The sequence below is a fragment of the Streptomyces sp. NPDC058092 genome (assembly GCF_042884935.1).
Classification (GTDB): domain Bacteria; phylum Actinomycetota; class Actinomycetes; order Streptomycetales; family Streptomycetaceae; genus Streptomyces.
On sequence record NZ_JBHVSY010000025.1, the window covers coordinates 26501 to 47459 of the forward strand.

General features: G+C 69.9%; 18 protein-coding genes and 3 pseudogenes. 7 read left to right on the forward strand and 14 right to left on the reverse strand.

From position 1 onward, the window contains the following. Positions 1-324: 324 nt before the first annotated feature. From ACFVV1_RS31870 to ACFVV1_RS31905, 8 genes are all read right to left on the reverse strand, one after another. Positions 325-1971 (reverse strand): amidohydrolase, encoded by a 1647-nt coding sequence (locus ACFVV1_RS31870; protein ID WP_389996419.1) that lies wholly within the window; start codon positions 1969-1971, stop codon positions 325-327. After that, positions 1968-2354, reverse strand: coding sequence for a cupin domain-containing protein (locus ACFVV1_RS31875; RefSeq protein WP_389996421.1), 387 nt, complete (start codon positions 2352-2354; stop codon positions 1968-1970). The genes ACFVV1_RS31870 and ACFVV1_RS31875 overlap by 4 nt, the downstream gene beginning before the upstream one ends. A 15-nt stretch (positions 2355-2369) precedes the next feature. Beyond that, the gene (locus tag ACFVV1_RS31880; protein ID WP_389996424.1) at positions 2370-3776 is read right to left on the reverse strand and encodes an NAD(P)/FAD-dependent oxidoreductase; all 1407 of its coding nucleotides are present in this window, start codon (positions 3774-3776) and stop codon (positions 2370-2372) included. After that, positions 3773-4951, reverse strand: a complete 1179-nt coding sequence (locus ACFVV1_RS31885; protein WP_389996426.1) for an ABC transporter ATP-binding protein — start codon at positions 4949-4951, stop codon at positions 3773-3775. The genes ACFVV1_RS31880 and ACFVV1_RS31885 overlap by 4 nt, the downstream gene beginning before the upstream one ends. Beyond that, positions 4941-5732, reverse strand: coding sequence for an ABC transporter permease (locus ACFVV1_RS31890; protein WP_389996429.1), 792 nt, complete (start codon positions 5730-5732; stop codon positions 4941-4943). Before ACFVV1_RS31890 ends, ACFVV1_RS31885 begins: the two co-directional genes overlap by 11 nt. Next, the gene (locus tag ACFVV1_RS31895) at positions 5729-6604 is read right to left on the reverse strand and encodes an ABC transporter permease (protein ID WP_389996432.1); all 876 of its coding nucleotides are present in this window, start codon (positions 6602-6604) and stop codon (positions 5729-5731) included. The genes ACFVV1_RS31890 and ACFVV1_RS31895 overlap by 4 nt, the downstream gene beginning before the upstream one ends. A 3-nt stretch (positions 6605-6607) precedes the next feature. Next, on the reverse strand, positions 6608-7729 hold the full coding sequence (locus ACFVV1_RS31900) for an ABC transporter substrate-binding protein (RefSeq protein WP_389996435.1): 1122 nt from the start codon (positions 7727-7729) through the stop codon (positions 6608-6610). Between the two features lie 73 nt (positions 7730-7802). Continuing rightward, positions 7803-8405, reverse strand: a complete 603-nt coding sequence (locus ACFVV1_RS31905) for a helix-turn-helix domain-containing protein (protein WP_389996438.1) — start codon at positions 8403-8405, stop codon at positions 7803-7805. A 230-nt stretch (positions 8406-8635) separates the two neighbouring features. On the opposite strand from ACFVV1_RS31905, the pseudogene ACFVV1_RS31910 reads away from it, so the two are divergent. After that, a pseudogene (locus tag ACFVV1_RS31910) lies at positions 8636-8857 on the forward strand (PIG-L deacetylase family protein); the annotation flags it as partial. Positions 8858-9205: 348 nt separating this feature from the next. Here ACFVV1_RS31910 and ACFVV1_RS31915 read toward each other — a convergent pair. The 3 genes and pseudogenes from ACFVV1_RS31915 to ACFVV1_RS31925 form a co-directional block, all read right to left on the reverse strand. Then, on the reverse strand, positions 9206-9616 hold the full coding sequence (locus tag ACFVV1_RS31915) for a VOC family protein (protein WP_389996440.1): 411 nt from the start codon (positions 9614-9616) through the stop codon (positions 9206-9208). A 10-nt stretch (positions 9617-9626) separates the two neighbouring features. Further along, a pseudogene (locus tag ACFVV1_RS31920) lies at positions 9627-9872 on the reverse strand (AraC family transcriptional regulator); the annotation flags it as partial. Continuing rightward, complete coding sequence (locus ACFVV1_RS31925; RefSeq protein WP_389996443.1) at positions 9842-10507, reverse strand: TetR/AcrR family transcriptional regulator; 666 nt, start codon at positions 10505-10507, stop codon at positions 9842-9844. The pseudogene ACFVV1_RS31920 and the gene ACFVV1_RS31925, both read right to left, overlap by 31 nt. 236 nt (positions 10508-10743) lie before the next feature. Here ACFVV1_RS31925 and ACFVV1_RS31930 point away from each other — a divergent pair, with 236 nt between their 5' ends. The 6 genes and pseudogenes from ACFVV1_RS31930 to ACFVV1_RS31955 all read left to right on the forward strand — a co-directional run bounded on the left by ACFVV1_RS31930 (position 10744) and on the right by ACFVV1_RS31955 (position 16836). Continuing rightward, positions 10744-11301, forward strand: a complete 558-nt coding sequence (locus ACFVV1_RS31930; protein WP_389996445.1) for a 2Fe-2S iron-sulfur cluster-binding protein — start codon at positions 10744-10746, stop codon at positions 11299-11301. After that, a complete protein-coding gene (locus ACFVV1_RS31935; RefSeq protein WP_389996448.1) occupies positions 11298-12290 on the forward strand; it encodes an FAD binding domain-containing protein in 993 nt (330 codons plus the stop codon). Before ACFVV1_RS31930 ends, ACFVV1_RS31935 begins: the two co-directional genes overlap by 4 nt. Next, entirely contained in the window at positions 12287-14452 is a 2166-nt protein-coding gene (locus ACFVV1_RS31940) for a xanthine dehydrogenase family protein molybdopterin-binding subunit (protein ID WP_389996451.1), read from the forward strand. Before ACFVV1_RS31935 ends, ACFVV1_RS31940 begins: the two co-directional genes overlap by 4 nt. A 1015-nt stretch (positions 14453-15467) precedes the next feature. Next, the gene (locus tag ACFVV1_RS31945; RefSeq protein WP_389996454.1) at positions 15468-16214 is read left to right on the forward strand and encodes a peptidoglycan recognition protein; all 747 of its coding nucleotides are present in this window, start codon (positions 15468-15470) and stop codon (positions 16212-16214) included. 111 nt (positions 16215-16325) lie between these two features. Next, positions 16326-16568 (forward strand): annotated as a pseudogene (locus ACFVV1_RS31950) (ATP-binding protein); the annotation flags it as partial. 61 nt (positions 16569-16629) lie between these two features. Continuing rightward, positions 16630-16836, forward strand: coding sequence for a DUF5988 family protein (locus tag ACFVV1_RS31955; protein ID WP_266751387.1), 207 nt, complete (start codon positions 16630-16632; stop codon positions 16834-16836). A 578-nt stretch (positions 16837-17414) separates the two neighbouring features. On the opposite strand, the gene ACFVV1_RS31960 is transcribed toward ACFVV1_RS31955, so the two are convergent. From ACFVV1_RS31960 to adhP, 3 genes are all read right to left on the reverse strand, one after another. Then, on the reverse strand, positions 17415-18008 hold the full coding sequence (locus tag ACFVV1_RS31960) for a hypothetical protein (protein WP_389996457.1): 594 nt from the start codon (positions 18006-18008) through the stop codon (positions 17415-17417). Between the two features lie 1159 nt (positions 18009-19167). Beyond that, positions 19168-19632: a MarR family winged helix-turn-helix transcriptional regulator gene (locus ACFVV1_RS31965; RefSeq protein ID WP_389996460.1), complete on the reverse strand. Its 465-nt coding sequence runs from the start codon at positions 19630-19632 to the stop codon at positions 19168-19170. A gap of 162 nt (positions 19633-19794) precedes the next feature. Continuing rightward, on the reverse strand, positions 19795-20808 hold the full coding sequence (gene adhP / locus ACFVV1_RS31970; RefSeq protein WP_389996462.1) for an alcohol dehydrogenase AdhP: 1014 nt from the start codon (positions 20806-20808) through the stop codon (positions 19795-19797). Between the last annotated feature and the right edge of the window lie 151 nt (positions 20809-20959).

The following is a 20959-nucleotide window of genomic DNA, read 5'->3' on the forward strand; positions in this document are numbered from 1 at the left end:
GTGCCGGTCGGCGGTGGTGTGACCGACGCGGACGCCTGGCATGTCGTTGATCGCGTTGCGGGGTCCGGTAGCGGCACGGCCGGTGATGATGCCGAGGTCCCGGGCAGCGCCGGGAGCGGGCTGTGTGTGAGCCCGCGGTTCCGTACGGCCGGCCGCTACGCGCCCCGGCCTGCCCGGTGGAGCGGTATCCGTGCCCTCCGCGGTGCACCGCGGAGGGCACCTGCGCCCGGGTTCATGTGCGAGAGCCGTCGTGCGGCCGGCCGCACGCATGCTGTGGCCGCCGCCTCCGACCGGAAGGGGACGGCGGCCCTGCCCGCTGTGCCTCTACTCGCTGTGGACCACCTCTCCGGCCACCAGGGTGAGCATGGCCCGGGTGCCGGCCACGGGCGTGCCGGGGGCGAAGAGGTCCCGGTCGAGGACCGCGAGGTCCGCGGCCATGCCCTCGCGCAGGCAGCCGGTCTCGTCGTCGTTGCCGTTCACCCACGCCGAGCCCGCGGTGTAGGCGCGCAGGATGTCGGCGAGCCGCAGGCGCTGCTCGGGGCCGTACGGGCGGTCGGCGCCCGGCCAGTGGGCGTGCGCCGAGCCGGGTGGTTCGGTGCGGTGCACCGCGACGTGCATGGCCTGCCAGGGGTCGGCCGTGGTCACCGGCCAGTCGCTGCCGCCGGCGAGCCGGGCGCCGCTGTCGAGCAGCCGGCGGAAGGGGTACTGGCGCCGGGCGCGTTCCTCGCCCAGCAGCGGATCGACCAGCTCGTCCGTCTGCGGATGGTGAGTCGCCCAGAGGGACTGGATGTTGGCCGTCACCCCCAGCTCGGCGAACCGGCCGATGTCCGCGTCGTCGACCAGTTGCACATGCGCGATGTGGTGCCTTCGGTCGCGCACTCCATTGGCCCGCGAGGCAGCCGCGACCGCGTCCAGGCACTCGCGGACCGCGCGGTCGCCGATCGCGTGGAAGTGGACCTGGAAGCCGGCCGCGTCCAGCCGGGTCACCGCCTCCGTGAGCAGTTCGGCGGGCACGTTGGAGTGGCCCAGGTTGCCGGTGGCGCACCCGCACTGGTCGAGGTAGGGCTCCAGCAGGGCACCGGTGCCGGTCTCCAGTACGCCGTCCTGCATGACCTTCACCGTGCCCGCACGGAACCGGCGGCCGTGCTCGCCGCGCCGGGTCATGAGATCGTCCAGCTGTTCCAGGCCGCGGTCGCGGTCCCACCACAGGGCTCCGGTGACCCGGGCCTTCAGCAGCCCTTCCGCGTCCGCCCGGCGGTAGGCGGCGAGCGTGTCGCCGGCTCCGCCGTAGGCGCCGACGATGGCGTCCTGCCAGCCGGTGATGCCGTACCGGAAGAGGTGCTCCTGGGCGTGGCGGAGCGCTGCGCGCTGGTCCTCCGGGGTGTTCTGCGGCAGCACCCGGGCGACCAGGTCCATCGCGGCCTCGTGCAGTACCCCGGTGGGGCGGCCGGCCGCATCACGCTCGATCCGCCCGGCCGCGGGGTCCGGTGTGGACGCGTCGATCCCGGCGCGTTCCAGTGCCGCCGAGTTGACCCACGCCGAGTGGTGGTCGGCGTTGGGCAGGAAGACCGGCCGGTCCGCGACGACCGCGTCCAGCAGTTCCTTGGTGGGCCAGCCGCCGGGGAAGCAGTCCATGCCCCAGCCGCCGCCCAGGATCCACGGGCGGCCGGGTTCGGCCGCCGCGTACTCCCGGACGAGGGCAGCGCACTGGGCGGCGTCGACGGCGCGGGTCAGGTCGCAGCGCAGCGCCTCCATGGCGCCCCAGACGGGGTGGATGTGCGCGTCCTGGAGACCGGGCACCACGGTCCGGCCGGCCAGGTCGACGGTTTCGGACGCCTGTCCGGCGGTCGCCCGTACTTCGGTGTCGGAGCCGACGGCGGTGATCCGGCCGTCGGCCACGGCGACGGCGGTCGCGTGCGGCCGCGAGGGGTCGCCCGTCCACACGTGGCCGCCGTGCAGGACGAGGGTCATGCTTCGGCCTGGTGGGTTCGCACCACGTACACCTTGCGGATCGTTTCGTGGACCTGCCAGGTGCCGCGCCAGCCGGCCGGCATGGCCAGGGTGGCACCGGGGCGCAGTTCGACGCTTTCGCCGCCTTCGGTTTCGACGGTGGCGGTGCCGGACAGTACCTGGCAGATCTCGTCGTAGCCCTCGCGGGTGGCGGTGAAGTGGCCGGGGTCGCACTCCCAGACGCCGACCTCGACGAGGCTGTCGGGGGACGTCCACAGGGTGTGACTGGTCTCCTGCTGACCGGTGGTGCTGGTGGGCTTGGGACAGGCGGCGGGCAGGTCGGTGGTCGCCGCGTCGGCGAGGAAGGCGACGGGGAAGACGGTGGTGTCCACAGGGATGTTCACGAGGATCGGCTCCTTTCAGCGGCCGCTGATGACGTCGGCGATGCGTGCGATGGCGGAAGTGCGCTCCAGGCCGGAGTTCTCGTGCCGGTCGGCGGCGCGGTACGCGACGTAGAGGCTGCGCACGCCGAGCCAGCGCAGCGGCTCCGGTTCCCAGCCTCGCACCTGGCGGCCGACCCAGGGCAGCCGGGTGAGGTCCGTCTCCTGACGCAGGATCAGGTCGCGCAGGGTGCGTCCGGCGAGGTTGGTGGTGGTCACGCCGTGCCCGACATAGCCGCCGGCCCAGCCCAGCCCGGTCCGCTCGTCCACGTGGACGGTGGCGCACCAGTCACGCGGCACGCCCAGCACCCCGGACCAGGTGTGGTCGATCGCCACGTCCCGGGTGGCCGGGAAGTGCTGCCGCAGGATGGCCTGCAGTTGCATCTGGGTGGCGGTACGGGTCTCGCCGTGCTGGTCGACGTGGGAGCCGAACATGTACGGGATGCCGCGTCCGCCGATGGCGATCCGCCCGTCGGTGGTGCGCTGGATGTAGCAGTAGGAGTTCGCCTCGTCGCCGATCAGTTCGGCTCCGCGCCAGCCGATCTCCTCCCACACTGCGGCGGGCAGCGGCTCGGTGACGATCATGCTGCTGTTCATGGGCAGCCACGACCGGCGGTGTCCGCGCAGCCCGGAGGTGAAGCCCTCCAGGGCCCGGATCACGAACGATGCCCGGACGGTGCCGTGCGGCGTGACCGCCTCGTGCGGGCGGATCTCGGTGACTTCGGTGCTCTCGTAGATGGTGACGCCCATCCGCTCGACCACGTCGGCCAGGCCTCGGACCAGCTTGGCCGGCTGGATGCGGGCGCAGTGCGGGCTCCACTGGGCGCTGCGGGCGCCGGCGACGCGGACGCGTTCGGCGAGCTCGTCGCGGTCCAGCTCGACCAGGTCGTCCTCGCCCCAGCCTTCGGCGCGTAGTGACGGCAGCCGGTCGCGGAGCCGCCGTTCCTGCGCGGCGTTGGTGGCGACGTGGAGCAGACCGTCCTTCTGGATGTCGGCCTCGATGCCTTCCTCGGCGGCGACGCGGACGACCTCGTCGACCGAGGAGAACATCTCGCGCTGCATGGCAACGGCCGGCTCCTGGCCGTGTGCCTTGGCGTAGCGGCGCATCTGGCCGGGCGGCTCGGCGCTGAGCCAGCCGCCGTTGCGGCCGGAGGCCCCGAAGCCGGCGAACTCCTTCTCCAGTACGGCGATCCGCAGGTCGGGCTGGGCCTGCTTGAGGTAGTACGCGGTCCACAGTGCGGTGTAGCCGCCGCCGACGAGTGCGACGTCCACGTCCAGGTCGCCGGGGAGTGCCGGGCGACGGGTGGGAATGCCGCCCTCCCGGAACCAGAAGGAGACGTCGCCGTTGACGAAGGTGGGGCTGGTGGCGGGTGTTGCGGTGCTCATCGGCCGCTCTCCTGTGCGACGCCGGCGGGGGTCCGGCCGGCGGGGGTGGGTGTGTGGGTGGTGCCGGGTGTGTCACCGAGCAGGACGCCCCGCTCGATGTCCCAGACCACGGTGACCTCGTCGCCGTGGCGGACGTCGGACAGCCGGTCGGCCTGCTCGCGGGCAAGCAGCACGGTGCCGTCGGGCAGGGCGAGTTCGAGCTTGCGGCCGGAGCCCAGGTAGATCTCCTGGGTCACCCGGGCCGGCAGGGCGTTGGCCCCGGGGGCGACCGGTGCTCCGGCGGGCTGCACCCGCAGGTGCTCGGGACGGACGACGACGGCGGCGGCGGCGGCGGTGCCATCGGCGGGCCGGCCGGGTGCGCGTACGGTGCGGTCGCCGACCTGTAGGCACGAGTCGTCGCCGTCCGGCTCGATCCTCCCCCGCACGGTGGACGACTCGCCCAGGAACTCGGCGACGAACAGGCTGCGGGGCTTCTCGTACAGTTCGCTCGCGGTGCCGACCTGCTGGATGCCCCCATCATTGAAGACGGCGATACGGTCCGAGAGGACGAGCGCTTCTTCCTGGTCGTGGGTGACGAAGACGAAGGTGGAGCCGATCTCTCGGTGCACCCGCTTGATCTCCAGCTGGAGCGATTCGCGCAGCTTCTTGTCGAGCGCGCCGAGCGGCTCGTCCATCAGCAGCACGCTGGGCTCGTACACCACCGCCCGGGCCAGGGCGACCCTTTGCTGCTGTCCGCCGGACAGTTCGCTCGGCCTGCGGTGGCCGTAGCCACCGAGCCGTACGGTCTCCAGGGCCGCCTCGACCAGCTGGGTGCGGCGGGCCTTGGGGACCTTGCGCTGCTTCAGTGGGAAGGCGACGTTCTGGGCGACCGTCATGTGCGGGAAGAGCGCGTAGTGCTGGAAGACCATGCCGATGTCACGCCGGTGCGGCGGCAGGTCCTGCATCTGGACACCGCCGACGGTCAGCGTGCCCGAGGTGGCGGCGGTGAACCCGGCGATGATGTTGAGGGTGGTGGTCTTGCCTGAGCCGCTGGGGCCCAGCAGGGTCATGAACTCGCCCGGTTCGATGACCAGGGAGACGTCGTCGACGGCGACGGAGTCCGCGTACTCCTTGCGCACCTGCGCCAGTTCGATGCGGGCTCCGCGCGCCTTGATGAGGCTGGTCTCAGCGGACACGGTTCCTCCTGGAGGTGGCGAAAGTGGCGGCCAGTACGAGCACCGTGGTGAAGGCGATGATCAGGGTGGCGGCCGCGGCGATGGTGGGATCGGTGTCCCGGGTCACGCTGGCGAACATCATCACCGGCAGGGTCTGCAGGTAGGGGCTCTGGATGAACAGTGAGACCACCACCTCGTCGAAGCTGGTGACGAAGGCGAACAGGGCGCCGGAGACGACTCCGGGAGCGATCTGGGGCAACGTCACCTGACGGATCGCGCCCCAGCGGCTCGCGCCGCAGATCAGTGCGGCGTCCTCGAGCCGCCGGTCGAAGCCGCGCAGACTCGCCGTCACCGGAATGATCACGAACGGCAGGGCGAGCACGGTGTGGGCGGTGACGAAGCCGAGCAACGTGCCCAGCAGGCCGTACTGGAGGAACAGCGCGTACACGCCGATGGCCACGACCACGGTGGGCACGATCATCGGGGCCAGCAGCAGCCCGTAGGACGGTTTCGCCCAGCGCGAGCCGGACCGGGTGAGCGCGATCGCGGCGGCGGTGCCCAGCACGGTGGCCACCACCGCGACCAGGACGCCCACCTGCAGCGAGGAGAGCAGCGCCTCGGTCCATCGGGGGTCGGTGAAGAAGTTGGTGTACCAGCGGCCGGACCAGCCGGTCGGCGGGAACACCAGGGACGCCTTGTCGGTGAAGCTGAGCGGGATCACCACGAGCGTCGGTGCGATGAGCCAGAAGCCCACCAGCACGCTGAACGCCCAGAGCGCGATCCGCGCGGGACCGGTCCTCATCGGACACCTCCACGGGTACGGGTGAGCCGCAGGACGACGCCGACCAGCCCCAGCAGGACAAGCGTGACCGCCAGCAGCACCACGCCCATCGCTCCGCCCCGGCCCCACGCGAGCAGCCCGTTGACCTGGGTGAAAATCTGCTGCGAGATCAGCGCCTGGTCGGGCGAGCCCAGCAGGGCCGGCGTCACGTAGAAGCCGAGCGAGGTGATGAACACGGTCAGCGCGCCGGCGCCGACCCCGGGCAGCGACAGGGGCACGAACACCCGCAGGAACGCGGTGGCGGGGCGCGCCCCCATGCCCTGCGCGGCGTCCAGCAACCGCCGGTCGATCCCGCTCATCACCGCGTACAGCGGCAGCACCATGAACGGCATCAGCACCTGCGCCATGCCGATCACCACTCCGGTGGGGGTACGGATCAGCTGCAGCGGCCCCATCCCCACGGTGCCGAGCAACTGGTTGACAACACCGCTGTCCTGCAGCAGCACGACCCACGCGAAAGTGCGCACCATCAGGCTCGTCCAGAACGGCAGCAGTACGAGCAGAGTGAGCCAGACCCGCGCACGGGCGCTGACCACGGTCATCAGGTAGGCGTACGGATAGGAGAGCACCAGGGTCACCAGGGTGACGACGGCGCCGACGGCCAGCGTACGGACCAGGGTGGCGAGGGCGACGTCGCTGGTGAAGAACCAGGAGTAGTTGCCCGCACCGGGGGCCGGCTCGGTGACACTGCGCCAGGCCATCAGGCCCAGCGGCACGAGGAACAGCACAGCCAGCAGCACCAGCGCCGGCAGCAGCAGCCATCCCCACCGGTCACCGGCACCCTTGGGGCGCCGGCCGGCGGCCGGGGCGGCGATCTCGATCAGGGCAGTCATGGGTCAGCGCGCCAGCCAGTCGGACCACTTCTGGATGATCTGCTCCTGGTTCTGCGCCCACCAGGCGTTGTCCAGCTTGAGAGCCTTTGCCTGCCGCCCCGGCGTGGAGGTCATGTATGCGGAGGCGGCCGCATCAATCTTCGGCTGGGCCTCGGAGTTGATCGGCGAGTAGGAGGTCAGCTCGGTGAGCCTGGCCTGCTGGCCGGCGCCCAGGTAGTAGTTGATCAGGGCCATGGATGCCTTGGGGTTCTTGGCGTTCTTGGGTACGGCGAGGGAGTCGGAGACCGGCATGAACTGGTTCCACTGCGGGGCGAACTTCGCACCGTTCTTCACGGCCGAGTACGCACGACCGGTCCACACCATCGCCATCGACACCTCGCCCGACTCCAGCAGTTGCTGGGATCGCGCACCGGTGTCCCAGAAGACCAGGGAGGAGCGGACGCCGGTGAGCTTCTTCAGACCGCGGTCGACGTCGAGCGGGAAGAGCTTGTCGGGAGCGACGCCGTCCGCGATCAGCGCCGCCTCCAGCGGGCCGGGGGCCGCGTCCGACGCCACACCAGGTATGGCGCGCTTGCCGGGGTACTTGGCGGTGTCGAAGAAGTCCGCCCAGTCCTTGGGCGGGTTGCCGCCGAACTTGGACTTGTCGTACATCAGCACCATGCCGTAGGTCATGGCCGGCACCGAGCACTTGCCCACCATGTCCTTGGGCAGCTTCGAAGTGTCGACGATGGTGGTGTCGAGCGGCATGAGGAGCTTCCCGCACTGCCGTTCGGCCCAGATGGCGTCGGTGTCCACCACGTCCCATGTGACGTTGCCCGAGTCGACCTGCGCCTTGAGCTTGGTGTAGTCGGTAGGGCCGTCCGAGAGCATCTTCGCGCCGGATTCGGTGGCGAACGGCTTGACCGCGGCGGTCTCCTGACCGTCCTGGTAGATGCCGCCGTAGGAGGCGAACGTGAGGGTGACGCCGTCGAGGGCGCCCTTCTTCACGGTGCCCGCGGCGGCCGGGCCGGGGCCGAGATCGATGTCACGGGCGGCGGGGGCACCGCCGGAGCAGGCAGTGAGGGCCAGCAGCAGCGCGCCGCAGGCTGCGAATTTTCCGACGGTTCGTCCGGTCTTTTCGGGCATGGTCGTGCTCCAGAGCGAGGGATGAAGACGGGGAGGTGAAGAGAAGGGGGGAAGGGAAAGGAGCAAGCGGGGGTCAGTCCGGTGTCGGCGGACTGATGATCCAGAGGATCTCGGCGGGCGTCTCACCATCGTTGACGACCCGGTGCGGGGTGGAGGACAGGTACTCGATGCTGTCGCCGGGATCCAGAACGTGGGGGTGCCCGTCCAGTTCGATCCGGACGGTGCCGCTGACCACCAGGAGGATCTCCTGCGAGTCCCCGTGGGTGTAGGCGTCGTCGCCGGTGGAGGCTCCTGGTTCGAACTCGCCCGCGTACACCTCCAGATGACCGAGCGGTCGCTGGGAAATCAGGAACTTCCGGCTCCCCGGGGCGGTCTGCAGCATCGGCCGGTCGGCGCGCCGTACGACTCGCGGGCCTGTGGGACCGCTCTGGTCGAACAGGTCGGCCACGGTGAGGCCGAGCGCCGCTGCGATGCGCCGCAGCATTCCGATGGAAGCGTTCGCCTGCCCGCGCTCCAACTGACTGAGGAAGCCCGGGCTCGCCTGGGCAGCCGCCCCCAGAGCACGCAGCGACATGCGCCGCTTCATGCGGTACTCCCGGATGCGGGCGCCCAGCGCCTCTTCGGCGAGCGCGTCGGAGCCGCCCTCGGAGGGGTTGGGAAGTGGTGACTCCGCCATGAGTAAACACCTGATGTGATGTCAGCAAACACTTTGTTCGCTGGTGTGGCACGAAACGTATGCCGAGGTGATCTGGCGCACAAGGGCTGCGGACGGCCTTGATCAGAACGTAACCGGAGCGAGCACGTCCGCCGGAGCGCCATGAAGGAGTCACGAGTGGTTTCGACGACAGCGCCGGCCAAGTCCGGCGCGAAACGCTTCCCGCGCTCCCGGAGGACTGGCAGCGCTGTCTGGCGGTCGCGGCACGCCCCGACGACATCGAGTACGGCACCGCCCGCGCCGTCGCCCGCTGGACCGGCCAGGGCAGGACCGTCACCTACTTCCTCGCCACCCGGGGCGAGGCCGGCATCGACGGCATGCATCCCGGGGCGGGCACGCGCGCTCGGCGTCGACGTGGTCGAGTTCCTCGGTCGCGCCGACAGGTCGTCGAGGCGGGCCTGCTGCTGCGCCGGGTCATGTCACCGGATGACATCCGGCGCCTGAAGGATCACGGCTTCCGCCGCGGGCCTGGAACAGGTCGCGGGCGCGCAGCGGCTGCTCCTGGTCGGCTACGACGGTACGGGTCTGCCCGTCGGCCGAGGCGTCCGGCACGGACGGGTGTGGCACGGCCGGGTCGCGCCGACAGTCCCGGCGGTTGCCTGCACCGCCGGGACCGCGGGCTCCCTCGTCCGTCATCGTCTTCGTCACCACCTGTTGCCGCGGCGGACCCGCCGCCGGCACATCCGGAGTCCGGGGACGAAGCACTCGGTCATGAAACCTTCGGCCCGCCGTGACGCGTGACCGAGCAGGCGCGGCTGAAGCTAAGCCGTCGGCCCCTGCGAGATTCGCACCATGTTGCCCGAGGGATCGCGGAACGCGCAGTCACGCGGGCCCCAAGGCTGGTCCATGGGCTCCTGCAGCACCTCGGCGCCGGATGCCCGCACCTTCTCGAAGGCCGCGTCGAGATCGTCGGTGCGGAAGACGATGTTCGGCAGGACGCCCTTGGTGAGCAGTTCCTGCAGCACGTCTCCATCGGCCTGGGATCGGCCGGCGTGCGGTTCCGAGAGCACGATCTCGAGGTCCGGCTGGGCCGCGCTGCCGAGGGTGACCCAGCGAAACCCGCCCGAGGCGACGTCGTTGCGCACCTCGAGGCCGAGCGCGTCACGGTAGAAGGCGAGCGACTCATCCGGGTCGTTGACGGTGATGTGGCAGTACTGGAGTGCGATGTTCATGCGCCCAACGCTAGGCGGCGGTATCGCGGGCCGCTTCTCGAATCCTGCTCGATGCGTCTCTGGTCGGCCGGGTGCGTACCTTCGCCACACACGCGGGCATCGCCGTCACGGCGCAGTGTTCCCCGATGCGGTATGCGCTCGGCGGCTCCCCCAGGAGCTCGGTGAATCGCGAGCTGAACGAGCCGAGCGAGGTACAGCCGACCGCCATGCACGCGTCGGTCGCGCTCATTCCCGCGCGCAGCAGCGCCATCGTCCGGACCTCGGCCCGTCCGCCCGGGATCCGTCCGCCTCGGACTCATCCGCCGCCGGCCCTCCCGCTCCCAACGCCCCCGCCCGCAGCCCGTCCATGACGAGGTCCAGCAGCCGTGTCGCACGCGGCTGCCAGTCGCTGTGCGGGTCGATCTGCCAGAGCCCGGCAATGGCGAGCACGAAATCGTCGGGGGTCAGCCCCGGGCGGATGGTACCGGCCTCCTCGTTGGCGTTCAGCAGGAGCGTGACCGCCTGGGTCACCGGGCCGTGGCCCAGCTGGGCCAGGCTGCCGTACGAGCTGGTGGCCTTGCGCAGTGCGTCGGCCAGGCCTGCCTTGGCCATGGCGTACTGGGCCAGGCGGTCCATCCACTCCCTCAGAGCCTGGTCGGGTGTGCGGGTCTGAAGCAGCTGGGCAGCGGTGTCGGCGACCTGCTGCATCTCGTAGCGGTAGACCTCCAGAACCAGCGCCTCGCGGTTGGGGAAGTTTCGGTAGAACGTTCCCTGCCCGACGCCGGCCTTCTTCGCGATCACACTCAACGGGGCGTCCGCTGCCCGCGTCAGCTCGGCCAGCGCGACCTCCAGGATGCGCTCGCGATTCCGTTGCGCGTCTGGGCGCAGAGCCGTGCTCTTGTCTTCCCGCACTCGTCCTCCTTCCGGAATCGCAGCCAAGTCCGGCCTTGCTGAGCGGACAGCTGTCCGCTAGGTTCAACGGTTAGTGGACAGCTGTCCGCTTACGTTCACCATAGCGGCAATTCCGGCCAGTATGACCGACCGGCGCCCCTCGTCACTGGTTCATTCACCATCGCCCTCTCCCTCCCGGACCCTCTGCCGGGATCGTCTCGTTCGACGCGCATCCGCAATGCGAAAGAAGGCTGATCATGGCCCCATCGTCGTCCAGTGCCATCACTCTGCACATCAATGGCGAGAAGTACACGCTGTCCGTCGACCATCGCACCACCCTGCTCGACGCCCTGCGCGAGCATCTCGATCTGACCGGTACCAAGAAGGGCTGTGACCAGGGCCAGTGCGGCGCCTGTACGGTGCTGCTCGATGGGCGCCGGGCCGTTTCGTGTCTTCAGCTCGCGGTCGCGGCCCAGGGGCGCGCGATCACCACCATCGAAGGCGTGGCCGATGGTGAGCGGCTGCATCCGGTGCAGCAGGCCTTTCTCGACCTCGACGGCTATCAGTGCGGATACTGCACACCGGGGCAGATCTGTTCGGCGCTCGCGGTGATCGAGGAACACGCGGCGGGCTGGCCGAGCGCCGTGACCGGCGATGTCCGGCCCGAAGCGGGCGTGCCCGCGCTCACCGCCGAGGAGATCCGCGAGCGGATGAGCGGCAACCTGTGCCGCTGCGGCGCCTATGTGTCGATCGTGCAAGCGGTCGCGCGGGCGGCGGAGGCAGCCGGCGCCGAGGGCAAGGAGGCGGCGGCATGAGGGAATTCGGTTACGAACGCGTCTTCGACGTCTCCACAGCTGTCGCCCTGCTCGGCGACCGCCCCGGCGCCCGCTTCCTCGGCGGCGGCACCAACCTGGTCGACCTGATGAAGGCCGGCGTGGAAAGGCCCGAGCTGCTCATCGATGTACGCGAACTCCCTCTCGGCGGAATCGTGTTCACTCACGAGGGCGGGCTTCGCATCGGCGCGGCCGTCACCAACAGCGACCTCGCGGCCCACCCCGAAGTGCGGCGTCACTACCCGGCGCTGGCGCAGGCCGTCCTGGCCGGCGCCTCGGGGCAGCTGCGCAACATGGCCACGGTCGGCGGGAATCTGCTCCAACGGACCCGTTGCGGCTACTTCACCGACATCAGCAAGCCGTGCAACAAGCGTGCCCCCGGCAGCGGTTGCCCCGCCCTCACGGGCGAGCACCGCAACCACGCGATCCTCGGCGCCTCCGGGCACTGCATCGCCACCCATCCGTCGGACATGGCAGTCGCGCTCGCCGCCTTCGACGCCGTCATCTCCTACGAAGCGGCGCAGGGGCCGGGCGAGTTGCCGATCTCCGCGTTCTATCCGCCCGTGGGCGACACCCCGCACATCGAGACCGCACTCCCGCCGGGTGCGCTGATCACCGGCATCACGCTGCCGCCGGCCCCGGTTGCCACCCGCTCGCGGTACCGGAAGGTACGCGAGCGCGCCTCGTACGCGTTCGCGATCGGCTCGATCGCCGCCGCACTCGACGTCCAGGACGATGTCGTACGCGAAGTGCGCCTCGCGTTCGGGGCGGTCGCGTCCCGCCCGTGGCGGGCCCGTGCGGCCGAACGGATACTGACCGGCGGCCCGGTGAGCGCGGAGGCGTTCGCCGCCGCGGCGGATGCCGAACTGGCGGCCGCCGAGGCGCTTGCCGGGAACGGATACAAGGTGACGCTGATGCGCAATCTCGTCGTGGCCGTGCTGACCGAACTCACCGAGGAGGTCACCCGATGACCGCGACGGCCAAAATCGCAGCGGTGACGGGATCCGTCGGATCCGCCCATACCCGCGTGGAGGGCCGCGACAAGGTCACCGGGGCGGCCCGCTACGCCGGAGAGATCCCCTTCGCCGAACTCGCCCATGGCTGGCTGGTGTTGTCGACCGTTGCCCGTGGCCGTATCCGTTCCCTGGAGGACGCCCCCGTCCTGGCCATGCCCGGCGTTCTCACCGTGCTGCACCACGGGAACGCGCCGCGCGTCGACACCGACTACGTGGGCATGCTGGGGCGGCCGAACCCGGTCCTCGGGATCTTCCAGCACGACCGCGTGCCCTTCGCGGGCTGGCCGGTGGCGCTGGTCGTGGCCGAGACGTCCGAGCAGGCCCGGGAGGCCGCCGAGGCACTGGTGGTCCGGTACGACGAGGAGCCGCACGACGTCGCGTTCTCCGCCGGGCATTCCGGTGCGTACACGCCGGAGAACAACCCGATGGTCCAGGCCGAGACGGAGAAGGGGAACCTTGAGGCCCAACTCGATGCCTCCGCCGCCGTCGTGGACGAGGAGTACACCACACCGGAGGAGCACCACAACCCTATGGAGCCGCATGCGGCGACGGCTCGCTGGGACGGTGGCCGGCTCGACGTCCTCGACTCCAACCAGGGCAGCACCTGGGTGGCGAGCGAGCTCGCGCAGCTCTTCTCTCTCGATCCCGCCTCCGTACGGGTGCGGTCCGAACACGTCGGCGGCGCCTTCGGATCCAAGGGACTGAGCCCGCACCAGGTGGCCGCCGTGATGGCCACGACCGTCCTGCACCGCCCGGTCCGCGTCGTACTGACTCGTCGTCAGATGTTTTTCCTCGTCGGATTCCGCAGCCCCACGGCTCAGCGCATCAGGCTCGGCGCCGACGCCGCCGGCCGGCTGCACGCCTTCGACCACCAGGCGCACAGTCTTACCTCGACCGTGCATGAATTTATCGAGTCGAGCGCCGTGCTGGGCCGCGTGATGTACGACGCCGACGCGCATCACACCCTTCACCGGCTGGTACGGCTCGACGTGCCGACTCCGGCGTGGATGCGCGCGCCGGGCGAGGCACCGGGATCCTTCGCCCTCGAATCCGCCCTCGACGAACTGGCCGAGAAGTGCGCCATGGACCCGATCGCGCTGCGCGCACGCAACGAACCCGGGACGGGTCCCGTGTCCGGGCTGCCGTTCAGCAGCCGAAACGTGCTCGCCTGTTTCGAGGAGGGCGCCCGCAGGTTCGGCTGGGCACACCGGGACCCTCGTCCCGGCCTGCGCCGTGAGGGGCGCTGGCTGCTCGGGACCGGAACGGCGGCGGCCACCTACCCCTCGGGAGTCGCCCCGTCCACGGCGGCCGTGACCGCGGAGCCGGACCAGACCTTCACCGTACGGATCAACGCAGCGGACATCGGGACCGGGGCACGGACGGCCATGGCCCTGATCGCCGCGGACGCGCTGGAGGTGGATCCAGGCCGTATCCGTGTACGGATCGCGGACAGCGACCTCGGCCCGGCGATGTTCGCCGGCGGCTCGATGGGCACCCGCTCCTGGGCGTGGGCGGTGACAGCCGCGGCGGACGAGCTGCGGGATCGATTGGCAGCCCGGGGAGGCGTCATTCCGCCGGAGGGGATCACCGCCCGGTCCGACACCACCGAGGCCGTCGGCGCCCTCGCGAAGAAGGAACGGCACTCCTTCGGAGCACAGTTCGCCGAGGTCGCGGTGGATACCGCCACCGGCGAGGTACGCGTACGCCGGCTGCTCGGCATCTACGCCGCGGGCACCATCGTCAACCCGCTCACCGCCCGCAGCCAGCTCATCGGCGGAATGACCTGGGGGCTGTCCATGGCCCTCCACGAGGAGGCGATCAGGGACCGGGCCAGCGGCGGCCACATCGGCGCCGACCTCGCCGGATACCACCTCGCCACACACGCCGACGTGCCGCTCATCGAGGCGGACTGGGTCGATGACCCCGACCCGGACGACCCGGTCGGGATCAAGGGCATCGGCGAGATCGGCATCGTGGGTGTCGCCGCCGCCATCGCCAACGCGGTGTGGCACGCCACCGGGACACGCCACCGGGACCTGCCCATCCGCCCGGACCGGGTCCTGTGCGCGGCGGACGAAACCCGGCGCCGGACGGCGCAGGAAACCCGGAGTGCTTGACATCGCCAGGAATCCGAACCGCCGGCTCGAAGAGGGCCGGACCGTCGCCGTCGCGACAGCTGCGACACCACCGTAGGTTCCGTCTCCGGTGGTTGCGTGGAAGGGGGTGTGTGCGAGCTGCGGGTGTCCAGGCACTCCGGGACGGCGGGCAGCCCGAACGCGCCACGTAGTCCGAGAACTCCGGTCGGCCCCGCCCAGCTCATGCCCGCGGCGGTTCAACGGATGGGCCGGCCGGGTGTAGGGCTTTGCGTGCGAACCCCGTCTGTTCCACGGGCGTGGCCGGATCAGCAGCACCGGGCGGGATCCCGCCGTCTCGGTCAGTGCCGCATTTACGGCGTACCGTCGGCCTGCTGCCAGCACATCGTCGTGCCGGTTCGGTCCGCCCCGTACGCGCACCTGAACTCCGGGGCGTCAGCGAGCCCGCCACCCTGGCCACCCACCACAGTTGCGGGCACAACGCAACCCGGAGTTTTCGGGACAGGCAGCCGTCACACGCCTGGTACGCCACGCCTGGCGACGGACTGGGCGTCACCCACCATGCTCCCCACGTGGGCGCGCCCGGCTCAGGCCGGATGCCCCGCTGCGCGGTACAGGTACGCGGCAGGAGGGCGCGCGGTGTCCCACCGGTGGTGGGGGAAGCGACAGAGGTCGCTGTGCACACCGCAACTCCTCATCGCCCCTTGCAACTGGCGGCAGGCGTGCCGGCACGCTCGCCTGTCCGCAGTAACCCGGCGCGCGCGGCGAACCTCCCGCCGCAAAGCTGTGGGCATACGCGCTCCGGCCGTCCTGCCGGCGAAAGACGAAGAAGGTTTTCCCTGTGCGTTTGTTCCGAACATCGCTGTGGGTCACGGCCCCCGTGGCGGTGTCTCTCCTCGCGGCACCGCCCGGGTTGACGAAGGCCGGCACTGTCGGCGAGACGACGTCGCGAAGGCCGCCATTTGCGTGGCCGGCCGGATCAGTTCCCGAGCCGACTGCCGATTCCGCACGTCCGTTCCCGGCCCTGGGAGCCACCTCGGTGGCGTTTCCCCGTGGAGCACCGCCGCCCGCCATCGTGCCGCGTGCGCAGTGGCGGGCCGACGAAACCAGGCGTGACGCCCATGCCCACTACGCGGAAAAGGTGACGGCGGTCTTCATTCATCACACCGACACTCCCAACGGCTACGACTGTGCCAGCGTCCCGCGTACCTTGCGCAACCTGTATACGGGCCAGACTCGTGACCGCAGTTGGGGAGACCTCGGCTACAACTTCCTCGTCGACACCTGCGGCAACATCTACGAGGGCCGAGCCGGCGGTGCCGGCCGCCCCGTCATCGGTTCCCACACCCTCGGCTTCAACCACGGCACCACAGGGATCGCCGCGATCGGCACCTTCGGACGGGGCACCCCCGTACCGCCGGCCATGGAACACGCGATCGCGGCCCTCGCCGCCTGGAAGCTCGGCCTGAGCGGAATCGACCCGACCAGCAAGGTGCGGCTCACATCAACGAACGACAAGAGCCGCTACACCAAAGGCACTTCGGCCCAATTCGATGCCATTTCCGGTCACCGCGACGGATATGCCACAAGCTGCCCCGGGGAAGCACTCCTCGCACGGCTCCCCGCGATCCGGAACCTCGCTGCCGGCCTCCAGAACCGATCCCCACAAACACCCATCGGTACGCTCGTTCCCACCAGTCTCCAAAACCTCCGCGACGCCGGGGGACTTCCCGGCAGTCATTCCGTCCGCCGGCCGTCACTCGACTCCGGGCTTCCCAGAGGCTGAGCCAGAACCCCCTTCCGTGATCAATATCAGTGAGTTCTGCCGTCACCCCGGCGCAAGGCAGGTCCGGAGGCCGAGCTCCAGGAGCAGTGTGGTCCGGGCAGGGTCGGAAGAGTGATCATCTGGCTGAATGGCAGCTTCGGTGCGGGCAAGACCACTACCGCGAAAGAACTGACCTCCCGCATCCCGGGCTCCAGGCTTTTCGACGCCGAGAAGGTCGGGGAGATGCTGTGGCACGTGCTGGGAGTGCCCGAGGAGAACTTCCAGGACTTCCCGCCGTGGCGGGGGCTGGTGGTGGAAACCGCGCGACAGGTGCTCGATTTCGCGGGTGGCACTCTGGTGGTCACCCAGACGGTTCCGATCAGACCTTCGGCGCGTCATGGAAGAGCCGGACCACCCTCCCGGGGAAACTTTCATCATGACCAACACAACGAAGGCAATCCTTGAGGGCGGCCCCGACGATCTCCCCGAGCGGATCGTTTCCGTCGACACGCCTGGAGTCGACCTCAAGATCCCCTTCCGGGGCGGATACGAGCACTTCAAGAGCACCACGCGCCGCCAGGAAACGCCGGAAGGCCCATTGCCTGTCTACGAATGGTGGGAGCGCACGGAAATCCCGGGTTGAGCACCGGTCGGAGTATGAATCCGGACGCGTGGTCCCGGGCAAGGAAATGCCCCGTCTGCCGCCCGATCAGGTGTGATGTGACGAGAAGGCCCCGGATCGGCCGTCGTGTTCCAGGGGCTTCGAACCGGGGGCGACACCCTACGGACGGAGCGCAGGCGCCCGGGTCGTCGACAGCAGAACACCGCGGGTGCTCTGCACCGGCACGACCACCGGGCCATGCCGATCCCCGGCGCCAGAACCAGTTCTGACCTGCTGCCCTGCGAGATGGGCAGGTCTCCTCCGCGGTCCGCGGCAAGACACCGCAGAATTCAGCGGGTAGCCGTGACCGGCAGTTCGGGCAGCTCGCGCATGTCGTGGAACGGAGTGGTGTGGGAACCTTCCGGCCGCGAGCGCGGTGTGAGACCGCCGAGTAGCCGAAGTCCCGCATTCCGGCGGCACGGACCGCCTCAACTCCGTACGTGTTGTCTTCAACCAATGGCTGCCCCGGGGCCACACCCATGGAGCGGGCAGCATGAAAGGACACGGAACCCCGGCCCGATTCCGGCGGGCCGGGGTTCCGTGTCAGGCAGGTGGTTGGGTCACCGGCCTCCGCCGAAGCGGTGATCGATCACGCGGAAGCTGCCCACGACTCCGTCGCGGACCCACACGCCGCCCCGGACGTGGCCGGGGAAGACGCCGTCGCTGGAGCTGTGGGGTCCGACGGTGGCGATGGGGGCGCCGTTGTCGCAGGTGGCGCCGCGGAAGACCTCGACGGTCCGGCGGCTGTCGTTGCGGATGTTGAGGCTCTTGGAGCCGAGGCCGCTGACGACGGTGATGCAGCCGCCGCGCTCGTCGGAGTAGGTCCGCTCGTTGATGTGGATGCGGCCCTCTTCGTGGTGGCGGCGGCCCTCCTCGCGGCCACGACCCTCCTCCTGGCCACGACCCTCCTCGTAGCCCCCGCCTTCATTGCCCTTGCCCTCGTTGCCCTTGCCCTCGTTGCCCTTGCCGGCGTCGCCGCCGTCGAGGGCCGTGACGGGGGCGGGGGCCTGCTGGACAGCGGGGGCGGCCTGCTGGACGACGGGGGCGGCCTGGGCCGGCTCGGAGGTGGCGGCGGACGCGTAGGTGATGCCGGTAGCGGCCAGGGCCGCAGCGGCCGCGACAGCGGCCGTAACAACGGTGGAACGGGTAGCCATGTCACTTCTCCTGTCTCAGAGGGGGCGACTGAACAGCCGACCTGTGATTGAACGTACTGACGGCCCCCATACCTGTCATATCGGATCTATTGGCTGCCGATGCCGAAACGCCGATCGGGGTACACAACGTACGCCATATGCTATTTTCATATAATCTTAGGCAAAGTGAACTAGTCCCTGAATTCAAGGGACTTGAAATGCCGTTAGCCTGTACGGGCGACTTGCTGAAACCCGATCACCCCGTTGACGGCGTGTCATTCATTGACACGACCCACACAGCAGTCCCACGCCACCACCCCGAACACCCCTCGGCCACACCCCCGCCCCCGTTCTGGCTGCTCGGACGGGCTGTGCCCCGTCACCGCAGAACCCAAGCGGTCAGGTCGATCGGGGCATGGCTGCGCAGAATGGCAGGCAGACCAGAAAGATCGTCACATTCACCAGGCGTTGCAGTACTGGATATGCATACGGTCCGGGACGTGCCGACGGATCCGTGCCCGTGACCACGGGCCGGGGCTGAGCTCGACGCAGAAGTGCCCGGCGTCCGGATAGCGGTGCAGGTACGGCGGGGCTCGGGTGACGAGGCCGCGCAGTGGCGCCGTGCTCGCGGAGCGCGATGGAACTACCCACGACGAAATGAGTGTGCGCAGCGATGTCAAACCCCAGGTGGTCGCGGTACGACCGGTGTTGTCGCCACCGATGGTCGATGGCGCTCTCGTCGGGGAAGTCATGGTCCGGAGTGGCTGCGGTGCCGGGTTCGCCGGCACCGAGCCGTGACCGGACCTGCTTCCACGACGCGGTCGGAAACTGCAGGCTGCGGTGGAGCAGCACCAGGTCCAGCGACACCGGTTCGCCGTCGCTGACGACGTCGTCGGGGACGGGGCTTGGCCCGACCGCGTCGCTGCCGCCGCGCGCTCGGCGCCGTCTTCGGTGATACGCACCCGCTCCTCCAGGAGCACCACGGCGGCCTGCAGGACTCCCACCCGAACCGGAACGTTCTGCATCGCCGTCAGTAGGGCCGCCGCCTGTTCAGCCGGGGTCGCGGTGGCGGCCTGCGGAATGAGCGTGGCGATTCCGCGCCCGAGCGCACGGTCGCGAGGCGGCTGAACCGCACCTGTGGTCACCCGCGAAGTCTGCTGCACCGGACACCGGGAACCGCTCAGCGACCTGACTGCGGCTCGTCGGGCTCTTCCTGGACGTGCGCGTGGACACGCCTCAACAGCACTGCCAGCTGCGTCTGTTCGGAGCGGGACAGGGGAGCGAGCAGCTTCTTCTGCACGGCCCGGGCCTCGCCCTGCAGCTCCGACAGCATCGCGCGGCCGGCCGGGGTGGGCGTGACGGTCACCCGACGGCGGTCCGTGGTGTCACGGGCGCGGTCCACGAGGCCGGCCACCGCGAGATCGTCCACGATCTTGACCATGTCGCTCCGGTCGATCCCGAGCCGTGACGCCAGCTCCCGCTGCACGTGGGGGCCGAAATCAACCAGCGCCGACAGTACGGCCATGTGCCAGAGCTTCAGATTGCGCTCAGCCAATCGTGCCGCCAGCCGGCTCCGGGCAGCCGATCCCGTCCTGGACAGCAGATAGGTCGTGAGTCCCAGGAGGCTCGGCGGGGTCTCGCTCATCCACAACATCTTAGGCCTCAACCAATGGTGGGCCTTCACCTACTAATGCCGATCGGGGCACGCCCCGGATGCCCTGCACTCGCGCCCGCTGGTCAGCAGGACACGGACCTCGTGCCACCAAACCGCGGACAGGCGCCGCAGCCCCCACGGGACGCGTGCGGTTCAGCGCATGTCGAAGACCAGACGGCCCGGTACCTTGCCCTTCAACACCTTGTCGATGGACGCGTTGATGTCCTCGAGCCCCCGGCTCTCACGGATGACGCGTGTGCGGCCGAGGCGGTGCAGTTGGAACACCTCGGCAAGATCCTCACGGGTACCGACGATGGAGCCGACGATCTTCGTTCCGTTCAGCACCGTGTCGAAGACAGGCAGTTCCAGCTTGCCTTCGGCCGGAAGCGCCACCAGAATGAGCGTGCCGCCCCGGCGCAGCGCCCCATAGGCGGCGCTGAATGATTCATTGCTCACGGCCAGCGAGATGGCCGCGTCCGCTCCACCGAGCCGGTGCGTCTCCTCGGCAACGTCCTGGACCCGGGCGTCGATGACGTGATCGGCCCCCAGCTCGCGGGCGAGCGCCAGCTTCTCGTCGGTGACGTCGACGGCGATCGTCTCGGCGCCGAAGATCCGCGCGTACTGCAGAGCGAGGTGGCCCAGGCCGCCGATGCCGGAGACGAGGGTGCGCGTACCCGGGCGCGCCCCGGACAGTTTCACGGCCTTGTACGTGGTGACGCCCGCGCAGGTCAGCGGTGCCGCATCCAGCGGGTCGATGCCGTCGGGGACCGGCACCACGTACGTTCCGTGCGCCAGCGCGTACTCGGCATGGCTGCCGTCCACCGAGTAGCCGCTGTTCTGCTGTTTCAGGCAGAGCGTCTCCCAGCCGGAGACGCAGTAGTCGCAGTGTCCGCACGCCTCTCCGAGCCACGGGATGGCCACCCGGTCCCCCGCCGCGAGATGAGCGACCTGTGCACCGGCCGCTTCGACGATGCCGATGCCCTCGTGCCCCGGCACGAAGGGCGGGACGGGCTTGACCGGCCAGTCACCCCGCGCGGCGTGAATGTCGGTGTGGCACAGTCCGGAAGTCTCCATCCGCACCAGGACCTGGTGTCCGGCCGGCGTCGGAACCGGCCTCTCCTCGACCACCAACGGCTCGGTGAAGCTGCGCACAACAGCGGCCTTCATGGGTACTCCTCCGCTTCGATCGGGCACGTCCGGCCGGCCGGCCACCGTGCGACAGCACACGGGCGACAGAAGCCTCGGAACAGACTATTTCGCGTGACCGGATTTCGCTTCTTCGTGTGCCGGGAGCGCCGTGCCCCGTGTCCCGTTTCCG

Excerpts from the sequence above, each read along its gene's own strand:
- ACFVV1_RS31905 (WP_389996438.1), bottom strand. The coding sequence starts at position 8,405 with ATGGCGGAGTCACCACTTCCCAACCCCTCCGAGGGCGGCTCCGACGCG.
- ACFVV1_RS31890 (WP_389996429.1), bottom strand. The coding sequence starts at position 5,732 with ATGAGGACCGGTCCCGCGCGGATCGCGCTCTGGGCGTTCAGCGTGCTG.
- ACFVV1_RS31915 (WP_389996440.1), bottom strand. The coding sequence starts at position 9,616 with ATGAACATCGCACTCCAGTACTGCCACATCACCGTCAACGACCCGGAT.
- ACFVV1_RS31880 (WP_389996424.1), bottom strand. The coding sequence starts at position 3,776 with ATGAGCACCGCAACACCCGCCACCAGCCCCACCTTCGTCAACGGCGAC.
- ACFVV1_RS31870 (WP_389996419.1), bottom strand. The coding sequence starts at position 1,971 with ATGACCCTCGTCCTGCACGGCGGCCACGTGTGGACGGGCGACCCCTCG.
- ACFVV1_RS31960 (WP_389996457.1), bottom strand. The coding sequence starts at position 18,008 with ATGGCTACCCGTTCCACCGTTGTTACGGCCGCTGTCGCGGCCGCTGCG.
- ACFVV1_RS31930 (WP_389996445.1), top strand. The coding sequence starts at position 10,744 with ATGGCCCCATCGTCGTCCAGTGCCATCACTCTGCACATCAATGGCGAG.
- ACFVV1_RS31935 (WP_389996448.1), top strand. The coding sequence starts at position 11,298 with ATGAGGGAATTCGGTTACGAACGCGTCTTCGACGTCTCCACAGCTGTC.
- ACFVV1_RS31955 (WP_266751387.1), top strand. The coding sequence starts at position 16,630 with ATGACCAACACAACGAAGGCAATCCTTGAGGGCGGCCCCGACGATCTC.
- ACFVV1_RS31940 (WP_389996451.1), top strand. The coding sequence starts at position 12,287 with ATGACCGCGACGGCCAAAATCGCAGCGGTGACGGGATCCGTCGGATCC.
- ACFVV1_RS31965 (WP_389996460.1), bottom strand. The coding sequence starts at position 19,632 with ATGAGCGAGACCCCGCCGAGCCTCCTGGGACTCACGACCTATCTGCTG.
- ACFVV1_RS31900 (WP_389996435.1), bottom strand. The coding sequence starts at position 7,729 with ATGCCCGAAAAGACCGGACGAACCGTCGGAAAATTCGCAGCCTGCGGC.
- adhP (WP_389996462.1), bottom strand. The coding sequence starts at position 20,808 with ATGAAGGCCGCTGTTGTGCGCAGCTTCACCGAGCCGTTGGTGGTCGAG.
- ACFVV1_RS31895 (WP_389996432.1), bottom strand. The coding sequence starts at position 6,604 with ATGACTGCCCTGATCGAGATCGCCGCCCCGGCCGCCGGCCGGCGCCCC.